This window comes from Streptomyces sp. NPDC055099, from assembly GCF_053607685.1.
The window spans coordinates 104,863-120,690 of record NZ_JBSGUA010000015.1 but is presented as its reverse complement, the minus strand read 5'-3'; the positions used below and the strand labels follow the sequence as shown (position 1 = coordinate 120,690).

15 protein-coding genes are annotated in these 15,828 nt (G+C 72.0%); 7 read left to right on the top strand and 8 right to left on the bottom strand.

Annotation, left to right across the window (positions count from 1 at the left end):
• Window positions 1-27: 27 nt before the first annotated feature.
• Window positions 28-1,749, bottom strand: coding sequence for an urease subunit alpha (locus ACWFRU_RS31435; protein ID WP_453691494.1), 1,722 nt, complete (start codon window positions 1,747-1,749; stop codon window positions 28-30).
• Window positions 1,746-2,450 (bottom strand): urease subunit gamma, encoded by a 705-nt coding sequence (gene ureA, locus ACWFRU_RS31430; protein ID WP_453691493.1) that lies wholly within the window; start codon window positions 2,448-2,450, stop codon window positions 1,746-1,748. The genes ACWFRU_RS31435 and ureA overlap by 4 nt, the downstream gene beginning before the upstream one ends.
• A 162-nt stretch (window positions 2,451-2,612) precedes the next feature.
• Between ureA and ACWFRU_RS31425 the strand changes: the two genes are divergently transcribed.
• Complete coding sequence (locus tag ACWFRU_RS31425) at window positions 2,613-4,037, top strand: cytosine permease (protein WP_453691492.1); 1,425 nt, start codon at window positions 2,613-2,615, stop codon at window positions 4,035-4,037.
• Between the two features lie 65 nt (window positions 4,038-4,102).
• Here ACWFRU_RS31425 and ACWFRU_RS31420 read toward each other — a convergent pair whose 3' ends face one another.
• Both ACWFRU_RS31420 and ACWFRU_RS31415 read right to left on the bottom strand, forming a co-directional pair.
• On the bottom strand, window positions 4,103-5,200 hold the full coding sequence (locus ACWFRU_RS31420; RefSeq protein WP_453691491.1) for a branched-chain amino acid aminotransferase: 1,098 nt from the start codon (window positions 5,198-5,200) through the stop codon (window positions 4,103-4,105).
• A 244-nt stretch (window positions 5,201-5,444) separates the two neighbouring features.
• Entirely contained in the window at window positions 5,445-6,485 is a 1,041-nt protein-coding gene (locus tag ACWFRU_RS31415; protein WP_453691490.1) for a 3-isopropylmalate dehydrogenase, read from the bottom strand.
• Window positions 6,486-6,636: 151 nt separating this feature from the next.
• Here ACWFRU_RS31415 and ACWFRU_RS31410 point away from each other — a divergent pair, with 151 nt between their 5' ends.
• Entirely contained in the window at window positions 6,637-8,247 is a 1,611-nt protein-coding gene (locus ACWFRU_RS31410; RefSeq protein ID WP_453691614.1) for a purple acid phosphatase family protein, read from the top strand.
• Here ACWFRU_RS31410 and ACWFRU_RS31405 read toward each other — a convergent pair.
• Window positions 8,241-8,369, bottom strand: coding sequence for a hypothetical protein (locus ACWFRU_RS31405; protein ID WP_268251300.1), 129 nt, complete (start codon window positions 8,367-8,369; stop codon window positions 8,241-8,243). The genes ACWFRU_RS31410 and ACWFRU_RS31405 overlap by 7 nt on opposite strands.
• A gap of 196 nt (window positions 8,370-8,565) precedes the next feature.
• Window positions 8,566-9,528, bottom strand: coding sequence for a LysR family transcriptional regulator (locus tag ACWFRU_RS31400; RefSeq protein ID WP_453691489.1), 963 nt, complete (start codon window positions 9,526-9,528; stop codon window positions 8,566-8,568).
• 101 nt (window positions 9,529-9,629) lie between these two features.
• Here ACWFRU_RS31400 and ACWFRU_RS31395 point away from each other — a divergent pair, with 101 nt between their 5' ends.
• Window positions 9,630-10,652: an NADP-dependent oxidoreductase gene (locus ACWFRU_RS31395; protein WP_453691488.1), complete on the top strand. Its 1,023-nt coding sequence runs from the start codon at window positions 9,630-9,632 to the stop codon at window positions 10,650-10,652.
• Here the strand turns inward: ACWFRU_RS31395 and ACWFRU_RS31390 are convergent.
• Window positions 10,649-11,254: a GNAT family N-acetyltransferase gene (locus ACWFRU_RS31390; RefSeq protein ID WP_453691487.1), complete on the bottom strand. Its 606-nt coding sequence runs from the start codon at window positions 11,252-11,254 to the stop codon at window positions 10,649-10,651. The genes ACWFRU_RS31395 and ACWFRU_RS31390 overlap by 4 nt on opposite strands.
• Here ACWFRU_RS31390 and ACWFRU_RS31385 point away from each other — a divergent pair.
• The 4 genes from ACWFRU_RS31385 to ACWFRU_RS31370 are packed head-to-tail and all read left to right on the top strand — an operon-like array spanning window position 11,253 to window position 14,677.
• Window positions 11,253-11,849 (top strand): CDP-alcohol phosphatidyltransferase family protein, encoded by a 597-nt coding sequence (locus tag ACWFRU_RS31385; protein WP_453691486.1) that lies wholly within the window; start codon window positions 11,253-11,255, stop codon window positions 11,847-11,849. The two genes, ACWFRU_RS31390 and ACWFRU_RS31385, sit on opposite strands and share 2 nt — an antisense overlap.
• Window positions 11,846-12,709, top strand: a complete 864-nt coding sequence (locus ACWFRU_RS31380; RefSeq protein WP_453691485.1) for a phosphatidate cytidylyltransferase — start codon at window positions 11,846-11,848, stop codon at window positions 12,707-12,709. Before ACWFRU_RS31385 ends, ACWFRU_RS31380 begins: the two co-directional genes overlap by 4 nt.
• Window positions 12,706-13,950, top strand: a complete 1,245-nt coding sequence (locus tag ACWFRU_RS31375; RefSeq protein WP_453691484.1) for a lysophospholipid acyltransferase family protein — start codon at window positions 12,706-12,708, stop codon at window positions 13,948-13,950. Before ACWFRU_RS31380 ends, ACWFRU_RS31375 begins: the two co-directional genes overlap by 4 nt.
• A gap of 19 nt (window positions 13,951-13,969) precedes the next feature.
• The gene (locus ACWFRU_RS31370; protein ID WP_453691483.1) at window positions 13,970-14,677 is read left to right on the top strand and encodes a nitroreductase family protein; all 708 of its coding nucleotides are present in this window, start codon (window positions 13,970-13,972) and stop codon (window positions 14,675-14,677) included.
• Here ACWFRU_RS31370 and ACWFRU_RS31365 read toward each other — a convergent pair.
• Window positions 14,656-15,783, bottom strand: coding sequence for an alkene reductase (locus ACWFRU_RS31365; protein ID WP_453691482.1), 1,128 nt, complete (start codon window positions 15,781-15,783; stop codon window positions 14,656-14,658). The two genes, ACWFRU_RS31370 and ACWFRU_RS31365, sit on opposite strands and share 22 nt — an antisense overlap.
• Window positions 15,784-15,828: the final 45 nt, after the last annotated feature.

Genomic DNA, 15,828 nt, shown 5'->3' with positions numbered 1-15,828 from the left:
AAAGGGCTGCGGGAAGGGTCGGAAGGGCTAGAGGAAGTACAGGCGGTTGAGGGAGACCGAGTCGGCGGGCTCGGACCGGACCGGGTCGCCGTCGAGCGTGACCAGGCCGGAGCGCTGGTCGACGTCGACGGAGCCGGTGCGGGAGTTGAGGCGCAGGTCGGCGGGCCCGATGCCGCGGGTGCCGCGCACCGCGACGCGGCGCCGCCGGGTCGGCATCTTGTCGTTGCCCTGGTCGACGGCCGCCTGGGCGACGAAGGCCACCGAGATGTCGGCGGGCGTCGAGCCGTACGCGCCGAACTGCGGGCCGAGGACGAGGGGCTCGCAGGTGTCGGTCGCCGCGTTCGGGTCGCCCACGACCCCGTAGGCGGGAAAGCCCGACTTCAGGACCAACTGCGGCTTGGCGCCGAAGAATTCGGGCCGCCACAGGACGATGTCGGCCATCTTGCCGACCTCGATGGAGCCGACCTCGTGGGCGAGGCCGTGGGCGATGGCGGGGTTGATGGTCAGCTTGGCCATGTAGCGCAGGACGCGCGCGTTGTCGTCGCCGTCGCCGTCGCCCTCCATGGGGCCGAGCTCGGCCTTCATCTTCCCGGCCATCGCGAAGGTCCTGCGTACGGTCTCGCCCGCGCGCCCCATGCCCTGCGCGTCGGACGAGGTGATGCCGATGGCGCCCAGGTCGTGCAGCACGTCCTCCGCGCCCATCGTCCCGGCGCGGATGCGGTCGCGCGCCATGGCCGCGTCGCCCGGCAGGTCGGTCTTCAGGTCGTGGACCGAGACGATCATGCCGTAGTGCTCGGCAACGGCGTCGCGCCCGAAGGGCAGCGTGGGGTTGGTGGAGGAGCCGATCACGTTCGGCACACCCGCCATCTTCAGCACGTTGGGCACGTGCCCGCCGCCGCAGCCCTCGATATGGAAGGCGTGGATGGTGCGCCCCTCCAACACCTTCAGGGTGTCCTCCACGGAGAGGCACTCGTTCAACCCGTCGCTGTGCAGGGCGACTTGCACGTCATGCTCTTCGGCGACCCGCAGCGCGGTGTCAAGCGCGCGCGTATGGGCGCCCATGTCCTCGTGCACCTTGAAGCCCGAGGCCCCGCCCTCGGCGAGCGCCTCGATCAGCGGGGCGTCGTGCGAGGACGAACCCCGGCCCAGGAAGCCGATGTTGACCGGCCAGGCGTCGAAGGCGTTGAACGCGTGCTTCAGCGCCCAGGGCGAGTTGACGCCGACGCCCCACACGGGCCCGAACTCCTGGCCGATGAGCGTGGTGACGCCGGAGGCGAGCGAGGCCTCCATGATGCGCGGCGAGAGCAGGTGGACGTGGGTGTCCACGGCTCCGGCGGTGGCGATGAGCCCCTCGCCCGACACGATGGACGTGCCGGTGCCGACCACGACGTCCACCCCGTCGAGGGTGTCCGGGTTGCCGGCCCGCCCGATGGCGTGGATTCGGCCTTCGCGGATGCCGACCGACACCTTGCGGATGCCCTGTACGGCGTCGATCACCAGCACGTTGCTGATCACGACGTCACAGGTCTCGCGGACGGCGGCGGCCTTCAGGTGCAGCCCGTCACGGGCGGTCTTGCCGAACCCGGCGAGGAACTCCTCGCCGTACTTCTGCGCGTCGGACTCCACCCGGACGGTCAGGCCCGAGTCGCCGAGCCTGACGCGGTCGCCGGCCCGGGGGCCGTGCGTGGCGGCGTACTCGTACGGGGTGAGGCGGCGCGGTTCGGCGGGGTGGCCTCCGGGGCGGCTCATCGCTCGACCTCCTGCTCAGTCGTTTCCGGTATGCCGAGGTAGCCGCAGGCGACGGCACGGCGCAGGGCCTCTTCGCGGGCGCCCGGCGCGTCCAGCGGCCCGTCGACGAGACCGGCGAATCCGATCGCGATCCGTTCGCCGCCGATCGGCACGAGCCCGACCTCGGCGCTCTCGCCGGGCCCGAAACGGACCGAGGACCCGGCGGGCACCGCGAGCCGCATGCCGTAGGCGGCCGAACGGTCGAAGTCGAGGCGGGGGTTGGCCTCGAAGAAGTGGAAGTGCGAGGTCACGGAGACGGGCACGGTGGCCGTGTTGCGCACGGCGATCGTCGCCACGGGCGCGGGGTCCAGGTGCTCGGGGCCGGGCAGCAACGCCCCCGGCGCCTCACTGCCGAGCCCCGCCCCGATGGGCTGCGAGACGACCGCGAGCCGGGACCCGTCGTCGAAGACGGCCTCCACATGCACCTCGGTCACCACATCCGCGACGCCCGGCAGGACGTCGTCGGGCCCGAGGACCGAGCGGGCCCGTTCGATCGCCTCGGCGAGCCTGGCCCCGTCGCGGGCCGCCTCGCACACCGTGTCCGCGATCAGCGCGGTCGCCTCGGGGACGTTGAGTCTGAGGCCGCGCGCCTTGCGGGCCCTGGCCAGCTCGGCGGCCCCGAAGAGCAGCAGCCGGTCGCGTTCCGTGGGGGTAAGCCGCACGCCACCACACCTCCATCATTTGAACGCCACTCTAACCACGAGATTGATCCGACGGAAACATTGACGTGCGAGCTTGACTCAGGTCACATTGAGCGGCACTCAAACAGTCGTCCGGCAGCCTGTGTGCGCAGGCGGCCACGATCGAGCGTCAGGGGCACCCTCATGCCGATAGAACAGCGCGGAGTCGACACCATCCCGGACGGGGAACGCAACAGCGGCCCCCGCGATCTCATCTCGATCCTGCTCGGCTCCAACCTCTGCCTGGGGGTGATCGTCTTCGGCTGGCTGCCGGTGTCGTTCGGCCTCGGCTGGTGGGCGTCCGTCACCTCGGTGGTGGCGGGCACGGTCATCGGCACGGCCCTGACCGCGCCCCTGGCCCTGGTCTCGCTCAATACGGGCACGAACCTCTCCACCTCCTCCGGAGCCCAGTTCGGCGTGCGGGGCCGCCTTGTCGGCTCCGTCGTCGGCCTGCTCCTGTCCCTCGGCTACACCGCGCTGACGCTCTGGATCGGCGGCGACGTGATGGTGGGCGTACTGCACCGCCTGACGGGACTTCCCGCGAGCGGTCTCTCGTACGGGCTCGTGTACGCGCTCCTCGCCGCCGCCACGGTGGCGGGCGCGGTCTACGGCTACCGGGTGCTGCTGCGCCTCTCGCGCTTCCTCGCGGTCGGCATGACGGCGCTCCTGATCCTCGGGGCGGTGGCCTACGCCCCCGACTTCACGACGTCACCGCTCCCCGAGGCGGGCGGTTACCTCCTCGGCTCGTTCTGGCCGACGTGGCTGCTCGCCCTGGTGGCGGCGGGCCTGAGCGGCCCGATCGCGTTCATCACGCTCCTGGGCGACTACACGCGCTACGTCTCCCCCGCCCGCCACAGCTCCCGCGCGGTGCTGCGCGCGTCGTGGGTCGGCCTGCTCGCCGGGCTCCTCGTCCCGCAGCTCTTCGGCACGTTCACGGCGTACGCGGCGGGGGCGGCGCTCGACTACGCCGGGCCGCTGGTATCGGCGGCCCCCGGCTGGTATCTGGTCCCGCTCCTCCTGGCCGCCTCCGCGGGTTCGGTGGGCAACGCGGGCCTGATGCTGTACTCGATGGGCCTCGACCTCGACGCGATCCTGCCGCGGGCGTCGCGGGCCCGCGCGACGTACACCGTGGCGGTGGTCGCCACGGGGTGCGTGTTCGTGGGGCACTACGCGTGGGAGGCGCAGGACGCGATGACGTCCTTCGTGCTCCTCCTCACCGCCATCGGCACACCGTGGGCGGTGATCACCCTGATCGGCTTCGTCCGCTGCGGGGGCGCGTACGACGCGGAGGCACTCCAGGTATTCAACCGCCGTTCCCGGGGCGGGATCTACTGGTACCGCGCGGGCTGGAACATCCCGGCGACGGTGAGCTGGGCGCTGGGCGCGGTGGTCGGCCTCGCGGCGGTCTCGCTCCCCTCCTACGAGGGGCCGCTGCTCTCCCTCACCGGCGGGGTGGACTGCAGTTTCCTGCTGTCGGGGGTGATGGGGGGCGTGGCGTACGCAGCCCTGGAACGCCGGGGGGCGCCCGAACCGGCGGCTGAACCCGCGATCAGCGTGCCGACGCCGTAACGCGGGAGGCCGGGCTCGGAAGTTCTGCTTCCGGGCCCGGCCTCCACTCCTACTGGGTCAAGCCCTCAGCCGAGGTCATGCATCCAGCCGTGCTTGTCCTCCGACGTGCCGCGCTGCACGTCGAGCAGCGCCTCGCGCAGCTTCATCGTGACCGGGCCCGGCTCGCCGCCGCTCTGGGTCCACTCGCCCGAGCGGCACTTGACCGTGCCCACGGGGGTGATCACCGCGGCCGTGCCGCACGCGAAGACCTCCGTCAGCGTGCCCTCGGCCGTGTCCGCCTGCCACTGGTCGATCGAGATCCGCGCCTCCTCGGACTTGAAGCCGAGGTCCTGGGCGACCGTGAGCAGCGAGTCGCGGGTGATCCCGGCGAGCAGCGAACCGGTCAGGGTGGGCGTGACGATCTTGTCCCCGTACACGAAGTACAGGTTCATGCCGCCGAGCTCCTCGACCCACTTGTGCTCCACGGCGTCCAGGTAGGCGACTTGGTCGCAGCCCTTCTCCGCGGCCTCGGCCTGCGCGAGCAGGGAAGCCGCGTAGTTGCCGCCGGTCTTGGCGTCGCCCACGCCACCGGGGACGGCGCGCACGCGGTCCTCCGACAGCCAGATGGAGACGGGCTTGACGCCACCGGGGAAGTACGCGCCCGCGGGCGAGGCGATGACGATGAAGAGGTACTCGTTGGCGGGCTTCACGCCCAGGCCGACCTCACTGGCGATCATGAACGGCCGCAGGTAGAGCGACTCCTCGCCGCCGTGCGCCGGCACCCACGCCTTGTCCGCCTTCACCAGCGCGTCGCACGCCTCGATGAACGTCTCGACCGGCAGCTCCGGCATCGCGAGCCGCCGCGCCGAGCGCTGGAAGCGCCGCGCGTTGGCGTCGGGGCGGAACGAGGCCACCGAGCCGTCGGGCTGCCGGTAGGCCTTCAGGCCCTCGAAGATCTCCTGCGCGTAGTGCAGGACGTTGGTCGCCGGGTCGAGGGAGAGCGGGCCGTACGGCACGAGCTGGCCGTCGTGCCAGCCGCGCCCCTCCGTCCACTTGATCGTCACCATGTGGTCGGTGAAGTGGCGGCCGAACCCGGGGTTGGCCAGGATCGCCTCGCGCTCCGCCTTGGACAGCGGGTTCGAGGTGGGCTTGAGCTCGATCGTGGGTGTCGGCGTCGTCGTCATGAGTACTAGTCCTTCACGGTGTGATGGTGACGGACCGCGCTCACGCCAGTACCTGTCGTACTAGGACGTCCGAGTAACCCTGCATTCCGCGGCCCCACGTTCGATTATCGCTCGCGTGGCGCCGAGGAAGAAACAGCGTGAATGCGGCCCAGGGGTCGATGGTGGCACCCGGAGCCGCATACGAGAAGCCGCCGGGTGGTGAACCAGACCCGGCGGCTTCTGTGCAAAAGGGTGAGCCGCCGGGTCAGCCGGCTACTCGTACGGCGAGCGCGTCGCCGATCTGCTCGGTGGTGCGGACCGTGTCGCCGCGCTCCGCGAGGTCCGCGGAGACCGCGGTCTCGATGCGCGCCGCCTGGTCCTCGTAGCCGAGGTGACGCAGGAGCAGCGCGACGGACAGGACGGTGGCCGACGGGTCGGCCTTGCCCTGGCCCGCGATGTCCGGCGCGGAGCCGTGCACGGGCTCGAACATCGACGGGAACTCGCGGCTCGGGTTGATGTTGCCCGAGGCCGCGACGCCGATGCCGCCGGAGACGGCGGCCGCGAGGTCGGTGATGATGTCGCCGAAGAGGTTGTCGGTGACGATCACGTCGAAACGGCCCGGGTCGGTGACGAGGTAGATCGTCGCGGCGTCGACGTGGATGTAGTCGGTGGTGACGTCCGGGAACTCCTTCGCCACCTCGTTGAAGACGTTCGTCCAGAGGTGACCGGCGTACGCGAGGACGTTGTTCTTGTGGACCAGCGTCAGCTTCTTGCGCGGGCGGGCCTGGGCGCGGGCGAAGGCGTCACGGACCACGCGCTCCACACCGAAGGCGGTGTTGACGGAGACCTCGGTGGCGACCTCGTGCGGGGTGCCCGTGCGGATCGAGCCGCCGTTGCCCGTGTACGGGCCCTCGGTTCCTTCCCGTACGACGATGAAGTCGATCTCGGGCTGGCCCTTGAGCGGGGTCGCCACACCCGGGAGCAGCTTCGAGGGCCGCAGGTTGACGTGGTGGTCGAAGAGGAAGCGGAGCTTCAGCAGGAAGCCGCGCTCCAGGACGCCGGACGGGACCGAGGGGTCGCCGATCGCGCCGAGGAGGATCGCGTCGTACTGCTTGAGGGCCTCGACGTCGGCGTCGGTGAGGGTCTCACCGGTCGCGTGGTAGCGCTTGGCGCCGAAGTCGAACTCCTTGGTCTCCAGCTTCACATCCTGCGGGAGGACGGCATTGAGGACCTTGAGCCCCTGGGCCACGACTTCCTGGCCGATTCCATCACCGGGGATCACTGCGAGATTGATGCTGCGAGACATGCCAGCAGCGTACGCGTCGTCCCACGGGATGACACTCGCAGTCCGGCATGCGGACACCCCTGGTCACGCCATGGGTGCGTCACCACATGGCCACCCGGCCTTCACCCGCAGGCCTGGCGGGAGTTGGGAGTCACCGGGAAGTTGTATGGACATGGACACCCCCAACGTCGGCATACCGGAGCGGCTCGCGGCCGGGATGAGCATGCCGGAGCAGCACGAGTACCTGCGCAAGAGGCTGTCCCGGCGCAAGGTCCTCGCCGGTTCGTTCGCCGCGGCCGGGACGGCCGGCGGCATCGGCCTGCTCGCGGGCAGCTCGGGCGGCGCGGGCAGCGCCCACGGCGAGAGCGCGTCGGCGTCGAGCCCCCTCACCACGACGTCCGCGCCGTCCGCGCCGGTCAAGGTCGACGGCAGGCTGGTGGCGCCCTTCGCCCGGCATCTCGCCTTCGGGGCCGACCCGAAGACGCAGATGCGGGTCTCCTGGCAGGTGCCCCTCGCGGTCAAGTCCCCCTATCTGCGGGTGGGATTGCAGCCCTGGGAACTGAGCCGGAAGATCGAGGCGGAGGTGCGTGACCTGCACACCCCGTCCCTGTCGAAGAAGCTGCCCGCGGTCGAGCAGTACTACCTGCACGCGGCGCTCGACGGCCTGCGGCCCGGCACGACGTACTACTACGGCGTCGGCCACGACGGCTTCGACCCGGCGTCGCCCGAGCGGATGGCGACGATCGGCTCCTTCCGCACGGCGCCCGCGACAGCGGAGAGGTTCGTGTTCACGGCCTTCGGCGACCAGGGCGTCAGCTATCACGCGCTCGCCAACGACCAGTTGATCCTGGGCCAGAATCCGTCCTTCCATCTGCACGCGGGCGACATCTGCTACGCGGACAGCACCGGGCACGGCAAGGAGTCCGACACGTACGACGCCCGCGTGTGGGACACCTTCCTCGCGCAGACGGAGTCCGTGGCGAAGTCGGTCCCCTGGATGGTGACGACCGGCAACCACGACATGGAGGCGTGGTACTCGCCGAACGGTTACGGCGGCCAGTCCGCCCGCTGGTCGCTCCCCGAGAACGGCTTCGACCCCGAGAAGGCGCCGGGCGTCTACTCCTTCACGTACGGCAATGTCGGCGTCGTCGCGCTCGACGCGAACGACGTCTCGTACGAGATCCCGGCCAACAAGGGCTACACGGACGGCAAGCAGACGGCGTGGCTGGACAAGCGCCTCGGCGAGCTGCGGGCGGACGGGACCGTCGACTTCGTCGTGGTCTTCTTCCACCACTGCGTGTACTCGACCGCGAGGCACGGGTCCGACGGCGGGGTGCGCGACGCGTGGCTCGAGCTGTTCACCAAGCACCAGGTGGACCTGGTGATCAACGGCCACAACCACGTCTACGAGCGCACCGACGCGGTCAAGGGCGGCGAGGTCGGCAAGCCCGTGCCGGTCGGCGCGTCGACCGATCCGACGCGCGACGGCATCGTGTACGTCACCGCGGGCGGCGCGGGCAAGGACCTCTACGACTTCCCGGACGGCGTGAAGGACAGCTACGAGGGCCACGCAGACGACCGGGACGCGATCCGGACGTTCCACTGGACCAGGTCGCGCCGGCGGGACCCGGACACGGTGGAGTGGTCACGGGTGCGGTACACCGGCTTCTCGTTCCTCGCGGTGGAGGTGACGGCCGGCGCCCGCCCGAAGCTGTCGGTCTCCGCGCTCGCCGAGAGCGGTGAGCGCGTGGACCACTTCGAGGTGATGCGCGGGGCTCAGTGACCCGTCTCGCCGCCGTTGTCCCTGCGGTCGAGGGCGCGCTGCAGGGCTGCGGCGGCCTTCCTGCGGTCGGAATCGCTGGTACGGGAGGCGTGGCGGACTCGGCGTGCGGTCGTCTCGGCCATGGGAGATCCACTCCTTGAGGGAAGGGGGTACTGGTACTGCGAGACGCCGGAGAGGCGGGGAGCGACGGAGCCACAGGGGTTGCCTGCACGGGGCTCCGGCTCACGACCGCCATTCGCTTGATCGAGCGAGACGTTCGGCTCCTACAAAGCTAAGCGAGGACGGAGCGTCTGTCTCCACAATTACTCGGACTTCCTACTATCTGAGACGGCCTTCCTTGCCTGCCCCTCCTTTGGCGGCTCTGAGCTCGCGGATGAGAGCCTGCACGGCGAGCGTGGAGGCCAGCTCAGGCGTGGTGACGTAGCCCACGGAACGCGACGGGCGCTCCGGACCGAGATCGGTGATCTCGATTCCGTCGGGTGCTCCGTTCAGCGAGAGCGCGGGCATGATCGCCATGCCGTGACCCCTGCTCACCATCGAGAGCACCGCTCCGTCGTCCTCGGTCAGCACCGTCGCCTTCGGGATCCAGTCCTGTCCGGCCCACCACTGCCGGGTGTAGGAGCCGCAGTTCTCGTGCCAGTCCACGAGGGGCAGGGAGCGCGGGTCGGGGTGCCCCGCCGGGTGCACCAGCGAGTAGGGCTCCTCGATGAGGACGTCACCGATCAGCCCGGCGGGCACCGGCGAGGTCGCCCCGATCGTCGCGATGCCCACGTCGGCCCGCCCCTGAGCGACCTCGCCCGCGGTCCCGGCCCCCAGTTCGCGGACCACGCGCACTTGTGGCTCGATGCCGGGATGGCGGGCGGTGAGCCGCTCCAGGACGGGCGGCAGCAGATACAGGGCCACGCTGCGGAACGCGGCGATGCGCAGCACTCCCGTGACCGTGCCCCGTACGGCGCCGCGGGCCTCGGCGGCGAGGGTGTCCAGGAGCCGCAGGACACGGCGGGCGTGGGCGGCGGCGGCAGCGCCGGCCGGGGTCGGGGTCGCGCCCTTGCGACCGCGCTCGAAGAGGACCGCCCCGATCTTGCGTTCCGTGCCGCGGATGGAGTGCGAGACGGCGGACTGGGTCACCCCGAGCGCCTCGGCCGCCGCCGAGAACCCGCGCTCGCGGTCGACGGCCACGAGGATGCGCAGCTCGTGCGGGGCCAGGTCGGTGGCGAGGGTGGTCGCGTTCGGCGTTCCGGCGTACGGCGGTCCGGTGTTCGGCGTTCCGGCAGCGCTCATCGGGGGTCCCACCTGCTTCTATGAGGGCTCTTCATGGTTCGGGCCGTTCCATGAGCGCAACCCTCTCCCCGGCCCCCGCATTCCTCCGTACGGTCACCGCCATGACCGAGACCGCGCTCACCGTGCACCAGACCGCCCGCCCCCACGGCTTCCCCACCCGCGACCACTTCGCCTTCGTCGAGTCGGCGCTGCCCCAACCCACGCCGGGCACCGCCCTCGTGGAGAACCTGTACTGGTCGGTGGACCCCTACCACCGCGAAATGATGGACGGGGACTTCGCCCTGAACGCGCCCATGGAGGGCCGCACCCTCGGCCGCGTCATCGAGTCCCGCGACCCCGCGCTCCCCGAGGGCGAGATCGTCCTCCACCGGCAGGGCTGGCGCACGCACACCGTCGTCACCCCCGAGGAGGCACGCTCCGTCCCCCGCTTCGAGGGCGTACCGCTCTCCGCGCACCTGAGCATCCTCGGCGGCACGGGCCTCACGGCGTACGTCGGCCTCACCCGCATCGCCGAACTCCGCGCGGGCCAGGACGTGTTCGTCTCGGCGGCGGGCGGCGGCGTCGGCACGGCCACCGGGCGGCTCGCCCGGCTGATGGGCGCGGGGCGGCTCGTCGGCAGCGCGGGCACGGCGGCGAAGGCGGCGTACCTGACCGAACACGTCGGCTACGACGAGGTCTTCGACTACCACGCGGGCCCGACGGCCGAGCTGCTCGCGAAGGCGGCGCCCGACGGGATCGACCTCTACATGGACAACGTCGGCGGCGAACACCTGGAAGCGGCGATCTCCTCGCTGCGCGAGTTCGGACGGATCGTCCGCATCGGCACGATCGCCCAGTACAACAGCACCGGCACGCCGTACGCCCTGCGCAACCTGCCCGACATCGTCGAGAAGAGCCTGCGCATGGAGGGCTTCCTGGTCCGCGACCACTACCCGGTGCGGGAGGAGTTGTACGAGTTCGTGGTGCCGCATCTGCAGAGCGGGCGCGTCGGGCTCGACGAGACCGTGGTGGAGGGCTTCGGCAACATCGTGGACGCGTTCCTGGGGATGTTGCGGGGCGAGAACCTCGGCAAGATCATCGTCTCAGCCCAGAAGGCGCCTGGAAAGCGCCTGGAAACCGCCTAGAAGACGTCCCCGTCACGCCAGTCGATGAGGAGTTCGTGCGCCGGGTCGAGGTCGGCGCCCCACAGGAACGGGGGCTCCTCGTCCGGCATGGGGACCACGCCCTGCGGGCCGAGGGTGCCGACCGCGCCCTTCCACCGCTGCCAGCCACGCCCGAGATAGAGCCGCTCCCCCTCGTCCGAGGCGGAGAGCGCGCCCAGGACGTACGCCCGGTCGATCACCCGCTCCAGGGCGCCCATCACCTGCCCGCCCAGGCCCCGGCGCTGCCGGTCCGGGCGGACGGCGACCGCCTCGACGTAACCGACGCGCAGCGAACGGCCGTCGTGCAGGATGCGGCGCTGTACCACGGAGCCGTGCGCGAGGAGGAGGCCGGAGTCGTCGTGCACCAGGGCGTGCATGCCGCCGAGGCCGTGCTCCCAGTCCTGGTCGCTGAAGTCCCCGTCGAACGCCTCGTCCATCAGGGTGCGGGCGGCGCGGAGTTCGTCCGGGTCGAGGTCGCAGGTGTGGGCCGTACGCAGCGTGGTCACCTCTCCACCGTACTCAGGCCATATCTGAGTACGCACGCCGATTTCCCCGCGGCGGGGCGGCGGCAGAGTCAGTGCCATGAACGGCCTCTACGCTCTCAAGCCCTGGTACGCGGACCGGTTGTCCGGCGTACGCGGCGCGCTCGCCCGCCGCGAGGTGTCGCCCGACACCCTCACCGCGGCGGGTGTGCTCTGCGCGGCGGGCGCGGCGGCGGCGCTCGCCTGGCTGCCGGTGCCTTTCGCGGCGCTCCCGGTGGCCGTGCTGCTCGCCGCGCGCCTCGCCTTCGCGAACCTCGACGGAGCGCTGGCCCGTGACACGGGCCGCACGACGCGGCGTGGCGCGCTCCTGAACGAACTGGGCGACCGGGCAGCCGACCTGGTCATGCTCGCGGGCTTCCTGACGCAGGCCCCGCTGTGGCTAATGGCGACGGCGGGTCTGGCTGCGACGCTCCCTTCCTGGGTGTCGCTCGCGGGCGCGGCGGCGGGCGCGTCCCGCCTGAACGGCGGCCCGGTCGGCAAGACGGAGCGCTGCGCCCTCGTGGTCCTCGCGGCGGCCAGCGGGTGGTTCGTGCCGGTGCTCGTGGTGATCGCCGCGGGCTCGGCACTGACGGCGGGGCTGCGATTCGCGCGGCTGTGGCGGGAGTTGGGCCAAGCTCCCGCGGGGGGCCGGCGATGAGCGCCGCGTTCATCGCCGGGGAGGCCGCCGGGCGTGCGGTGCCCGTGGTGGCCGGGGTGCTCGGCGTCGGCGGGGTGGCCGTCGCCGCGCTGCCCTCGCGGGTGCGGATGCGGGCCGAGCTGCGCAAGCGGTGGCGTACCTGGGCGCTTGCCGCGCCGCTCTTCCTCGGGGCGTTCTTCCTCGGCGGGGCGGGGGCGTTCGCGCTCGCGGCCGGGCTCGGAGTGGTCGCCGTGGGCGAGTACGCGCGCATGGCGGGGCTCCCCCGGGGCGAGCGGGCCGTGCTCACGGTGTCGGCCGTGGCGGTGCCGGGCATCGCCTGGGGCGCGCCCGGCGCCCTCGACCTGCGGACGGCGGGCGCGCTGCTGATCGCCGCCGCCGGGGTGGCCCTCTTCGCCGGGGACGGCGCGCAGGGCTTCACGCGGGCGAGCCGTACGGCCTTCGGGCTGCTCTGGATTCCGGTCTCGCTGAGCGGTCTCGTGCTGCTCGGCGACACGGCCGTGGCGGTGGGCGTCGCGGTGGCGTTCGGGGATGTGGGGGCGTGGTGCGGGGGTACGGCCCTCGGCCGCAGGGGGCTGCTGTCCCGGCCGCTCTCGCCCCTCTCCCCCAACAAGACCTGGGCGGGCGTCGCGGGAGCCGCCGCCGCGACTGCCGCCGCGCTGGTCGCGGTCGGCGCGTTCTCCCCGGTGCTGTGGGCCGCGGTGCTCGTCGGCTGCGTGCTCGGGGATCTCCTGGAGTCGATGGTCAAGCGGGAGGCCGGCGTGAAGGACGCGGGGAGCTGGCTGCCGGGGTTCGGCGGCCTGCTCGACCGGATCGACTCGTTGCTGGTCGCGCTGTTGCTGACGATGGTGGTGACGCTGTGAGGACCCGTACGAAGCATCCGGCCCGTCCGGCCCGTCCGGCTGCCGCGGACGAACGCGGCGGAGCCGGTGACCGACGGCGCCCGAAGCGTGGCGCGGCCCGCGTCCGCCGAGCCCTCTGGTGGACGCTGCTCACCCTCACCGGAGGCGTGGAGCGGCGCGGTCAACTCCCGCCCGGCGGCTGCGTGGTCGTGGCGAACCACACCTCCCACGCGGACACCGCCGCCCTGCTCGCCGCACTGGACGCCCGCCACGCCCCGGCGATCGGCGCGGCGGCCGACTACTGGTTCGCCTCCCGCTGGCGCAGCCGCGTCTGCAGCCGCCTGGCCGCCGGGTTCCCCGTGCGCCGTACCGGAGGCGGCATGGAGGACCTCCTGCACCACACGGACGCCCTGCGCGCGGGCGCGGCCGTGGTCCTCTTCCCGGAGGGCACCCGCGCCAGGGACGGCGAGCTGGGCGCCTTCCACAGGGGCGCCCTGGTCCTGGCCCGGCAGGCGGACGTGCCCGTGGTGCCGGTCGCCATCGCGGGCACGGACCGCCTGCTGCCCAAGCACGGCAGGCTCCGCCCCGCCCTGGTGCGGGTCGCCGTCGGTGAGCCGCTGCCCGCTTCGGCCACCCCTGAGGAGGCTCGCGACGCGGTGGCCGCACTGCGTCGCCGTACGACGGAGGAGCCCCTCGCCGACTCCCCCGCGCGCAAGCGCGTCGCGGCGGTAGCGGCCTCCCGCGGCGGGCTCGCGCTCGGCTTTCTCTGGGCCTTCGCGGAGGCGTTGAGCTGGCCCCTGATGCCGGAGCTGTTCCTCGCCATCGCCTGCGTGGCAGTGCCGCGCCGGGCCCTGAAACTGTCCCTGGCCGCCCTTGCGGGCAGCCTGGCGGGCGGGCTTCTCGCCCTCCAACTCGCCGCGTCCGGGACACAGTTGCCGCACCCGCTCACCACGGACCGGATGCGCGCCGAGATACGCGCCGAACTCGCCGCCGAAGGCGCGGCGGCCGTCCGCCACCAGCCCTGGAACGGCATCCCCTTCAAGGTGTACGCACGCGAGGCGGGCCGCGCCGACATCGCGCCGCACGACTGGCTGGCCCACTCGGCACTCTCCCGCGGCTCCCGCACCCTCACGGTGGGCCTCGCCTTCGGGGCCTTCGGGTTCCTCGTCCACAGGCTGCGGCGGTTCTACGGGCTGTATCTGGCCTTGCTGGGGGGCGGATTCACGCTGGGGCTCTCATTGATCGTGACGGGATGGAGCTGACCGGGGCACACTCGGGACCATGGCTGACGAGACCGCAGAACGGCCCTGGACCCCCATCCACGGCGAGCCCTACCGCTCCGTTCCGTACCGCCCCGAGCGCATGCCCGAGTCCCAGTCCCTGTCCCGGTCCGCCGAGTTGCGCGAGCGGATGCGAGAGCGCCGCACGGTGCGGCAGTTCGCCCCGGACCCCGTGCCCGCGCAGGTCGTGCGGGACGCCATCGCGTGCGCGGCGACCGCGCCGTCCGGGGCGCACCAGCAGCCGTGGACCTTCGTCCTCGTCCAGGACCCCGAGGTGCGCCGCCGTATCCGCGAGGCCGCCGAGCACGAGGAGCGCGTCTCGTACGACGGGCGTCTGGGCGAGGAGTGGCTCGCGGCCCTGCGCCCGCTCGGCACGGACGAGGTGAAGCCGCATCTGACGGACGCGCCCGCGCTGGTCGTCGTCTTCCAGCAGCGCTACTGGCTGGGCGAGGACGGCACCAAGCACAAGCACTACTACGTCGACGAGTCGGTCGGCATCGCGGTGGGGATGCTGCTGTCCGCGCTGCATCTGTCGGGCCTCGCCGCGCTGATCCACACGCCGAGCCCGATGCGGTTCCTGTCGCAGGTGCTCGGCAGGCCGGAGAACGAGAAGGCGTTCGCGGTGATCCCCGTGGGCTATCCGGCACCGGACTGCCGGGTCCCCGACCTCGTGCGGAAGTCCCTTGATCAGGTGCTCGTGGAGGTCTGAGCGGAGACCAACAGGCTCTTGAGGGACGGGTAGTCGGTGTAGCCCTCGGCACCGTGGGTGTAGAGGTGCTTCGCGTCGATCTCCTGGAGCGGCGCGCCCACCGCGAACCGCTCCGGAAGGTCGGGGTTGGAGATGAAGGCACGGCCGTACGAGACGAGGTCCGCCAGGCCCGCGGCCAGGACCGCCTCGCCCGCCTCCCGCGTGGTCGGGTCGCCGTTCTCGCCGACGTTGCCGATGAGGGTGCCGTGCCAGTGGGGGCGCAGGTCGGTGAGGGCCGGGTAGCGGTCGTTGTCGGTGAGGTGGAGGTAGGCGAGGCCCAGGCCGTCGATCTCGTCGAGCAGCGCGCGGTAGACGGGGCCGGGGTCCGCCTCCGCCATGCCGAACTGCGGGTTGCCCGGCGAGAGGCGCAGGCCCAGGCGCTCGGCGCCGATGGCGTCGGCGACCGCGCGGACGACCTCCACGGCGAAGCGGATGCGGTCGGCGATCGTGTTCCTGCCGTACTCGTCGTCACGGAGGTTGGAGTTGTCCGCGAGGAACTGGTGGATCAAGTAGCTGTTGGCGCCGTGCAGTTCGACGCCGTCGAAGCCCGCCGCGATGGCGTTGCGGGCGGCGTCGGCGAAGTCCCGGACCGCCGTGTGGATCTCGTCGACGCTCATCTCGCGCGGGGTGACCGGGTCGGCCTTGGCGCCGTCGCGTACGTGGACACGGCTCGGGTCGACGAGTACGGCGGACGGCGCCGCGGGAACGTCCTCGTCGATCCGGGACAGCGGGTGTCCGTGCCTGCCGCCGTGCATCAACTGGGCGTAGATGCGGCCGCCCTCGGCGTGCACGGCCTCGGTGACCCGCCGCCATCCCTCGATGTGCGCGGCGGTCTCCAGGCCGGGGAAGCGCCAGCCGCTCTGGCCCCGGCTGCTGGGCCAGATGCCCTCGGTGACGATGAGACCGGCGCTCGCGCGCTGGGCGTAGTGGTCGGCGACCACCGGCAGCGGGGTGCCGTCCTCCGTGGCGCGGTGGCGGCTCATGGGGGCCATGACGATGCGATTGGGCAGGCGCAGGCCGTGGGCGGTGGGGGCGGAATACGGTGTGAGGAGCTTGGTGTTCGTCATGCCGGAACGGTAGAAGCTGACACCGGTGTCAGATTCAAGTGCGGA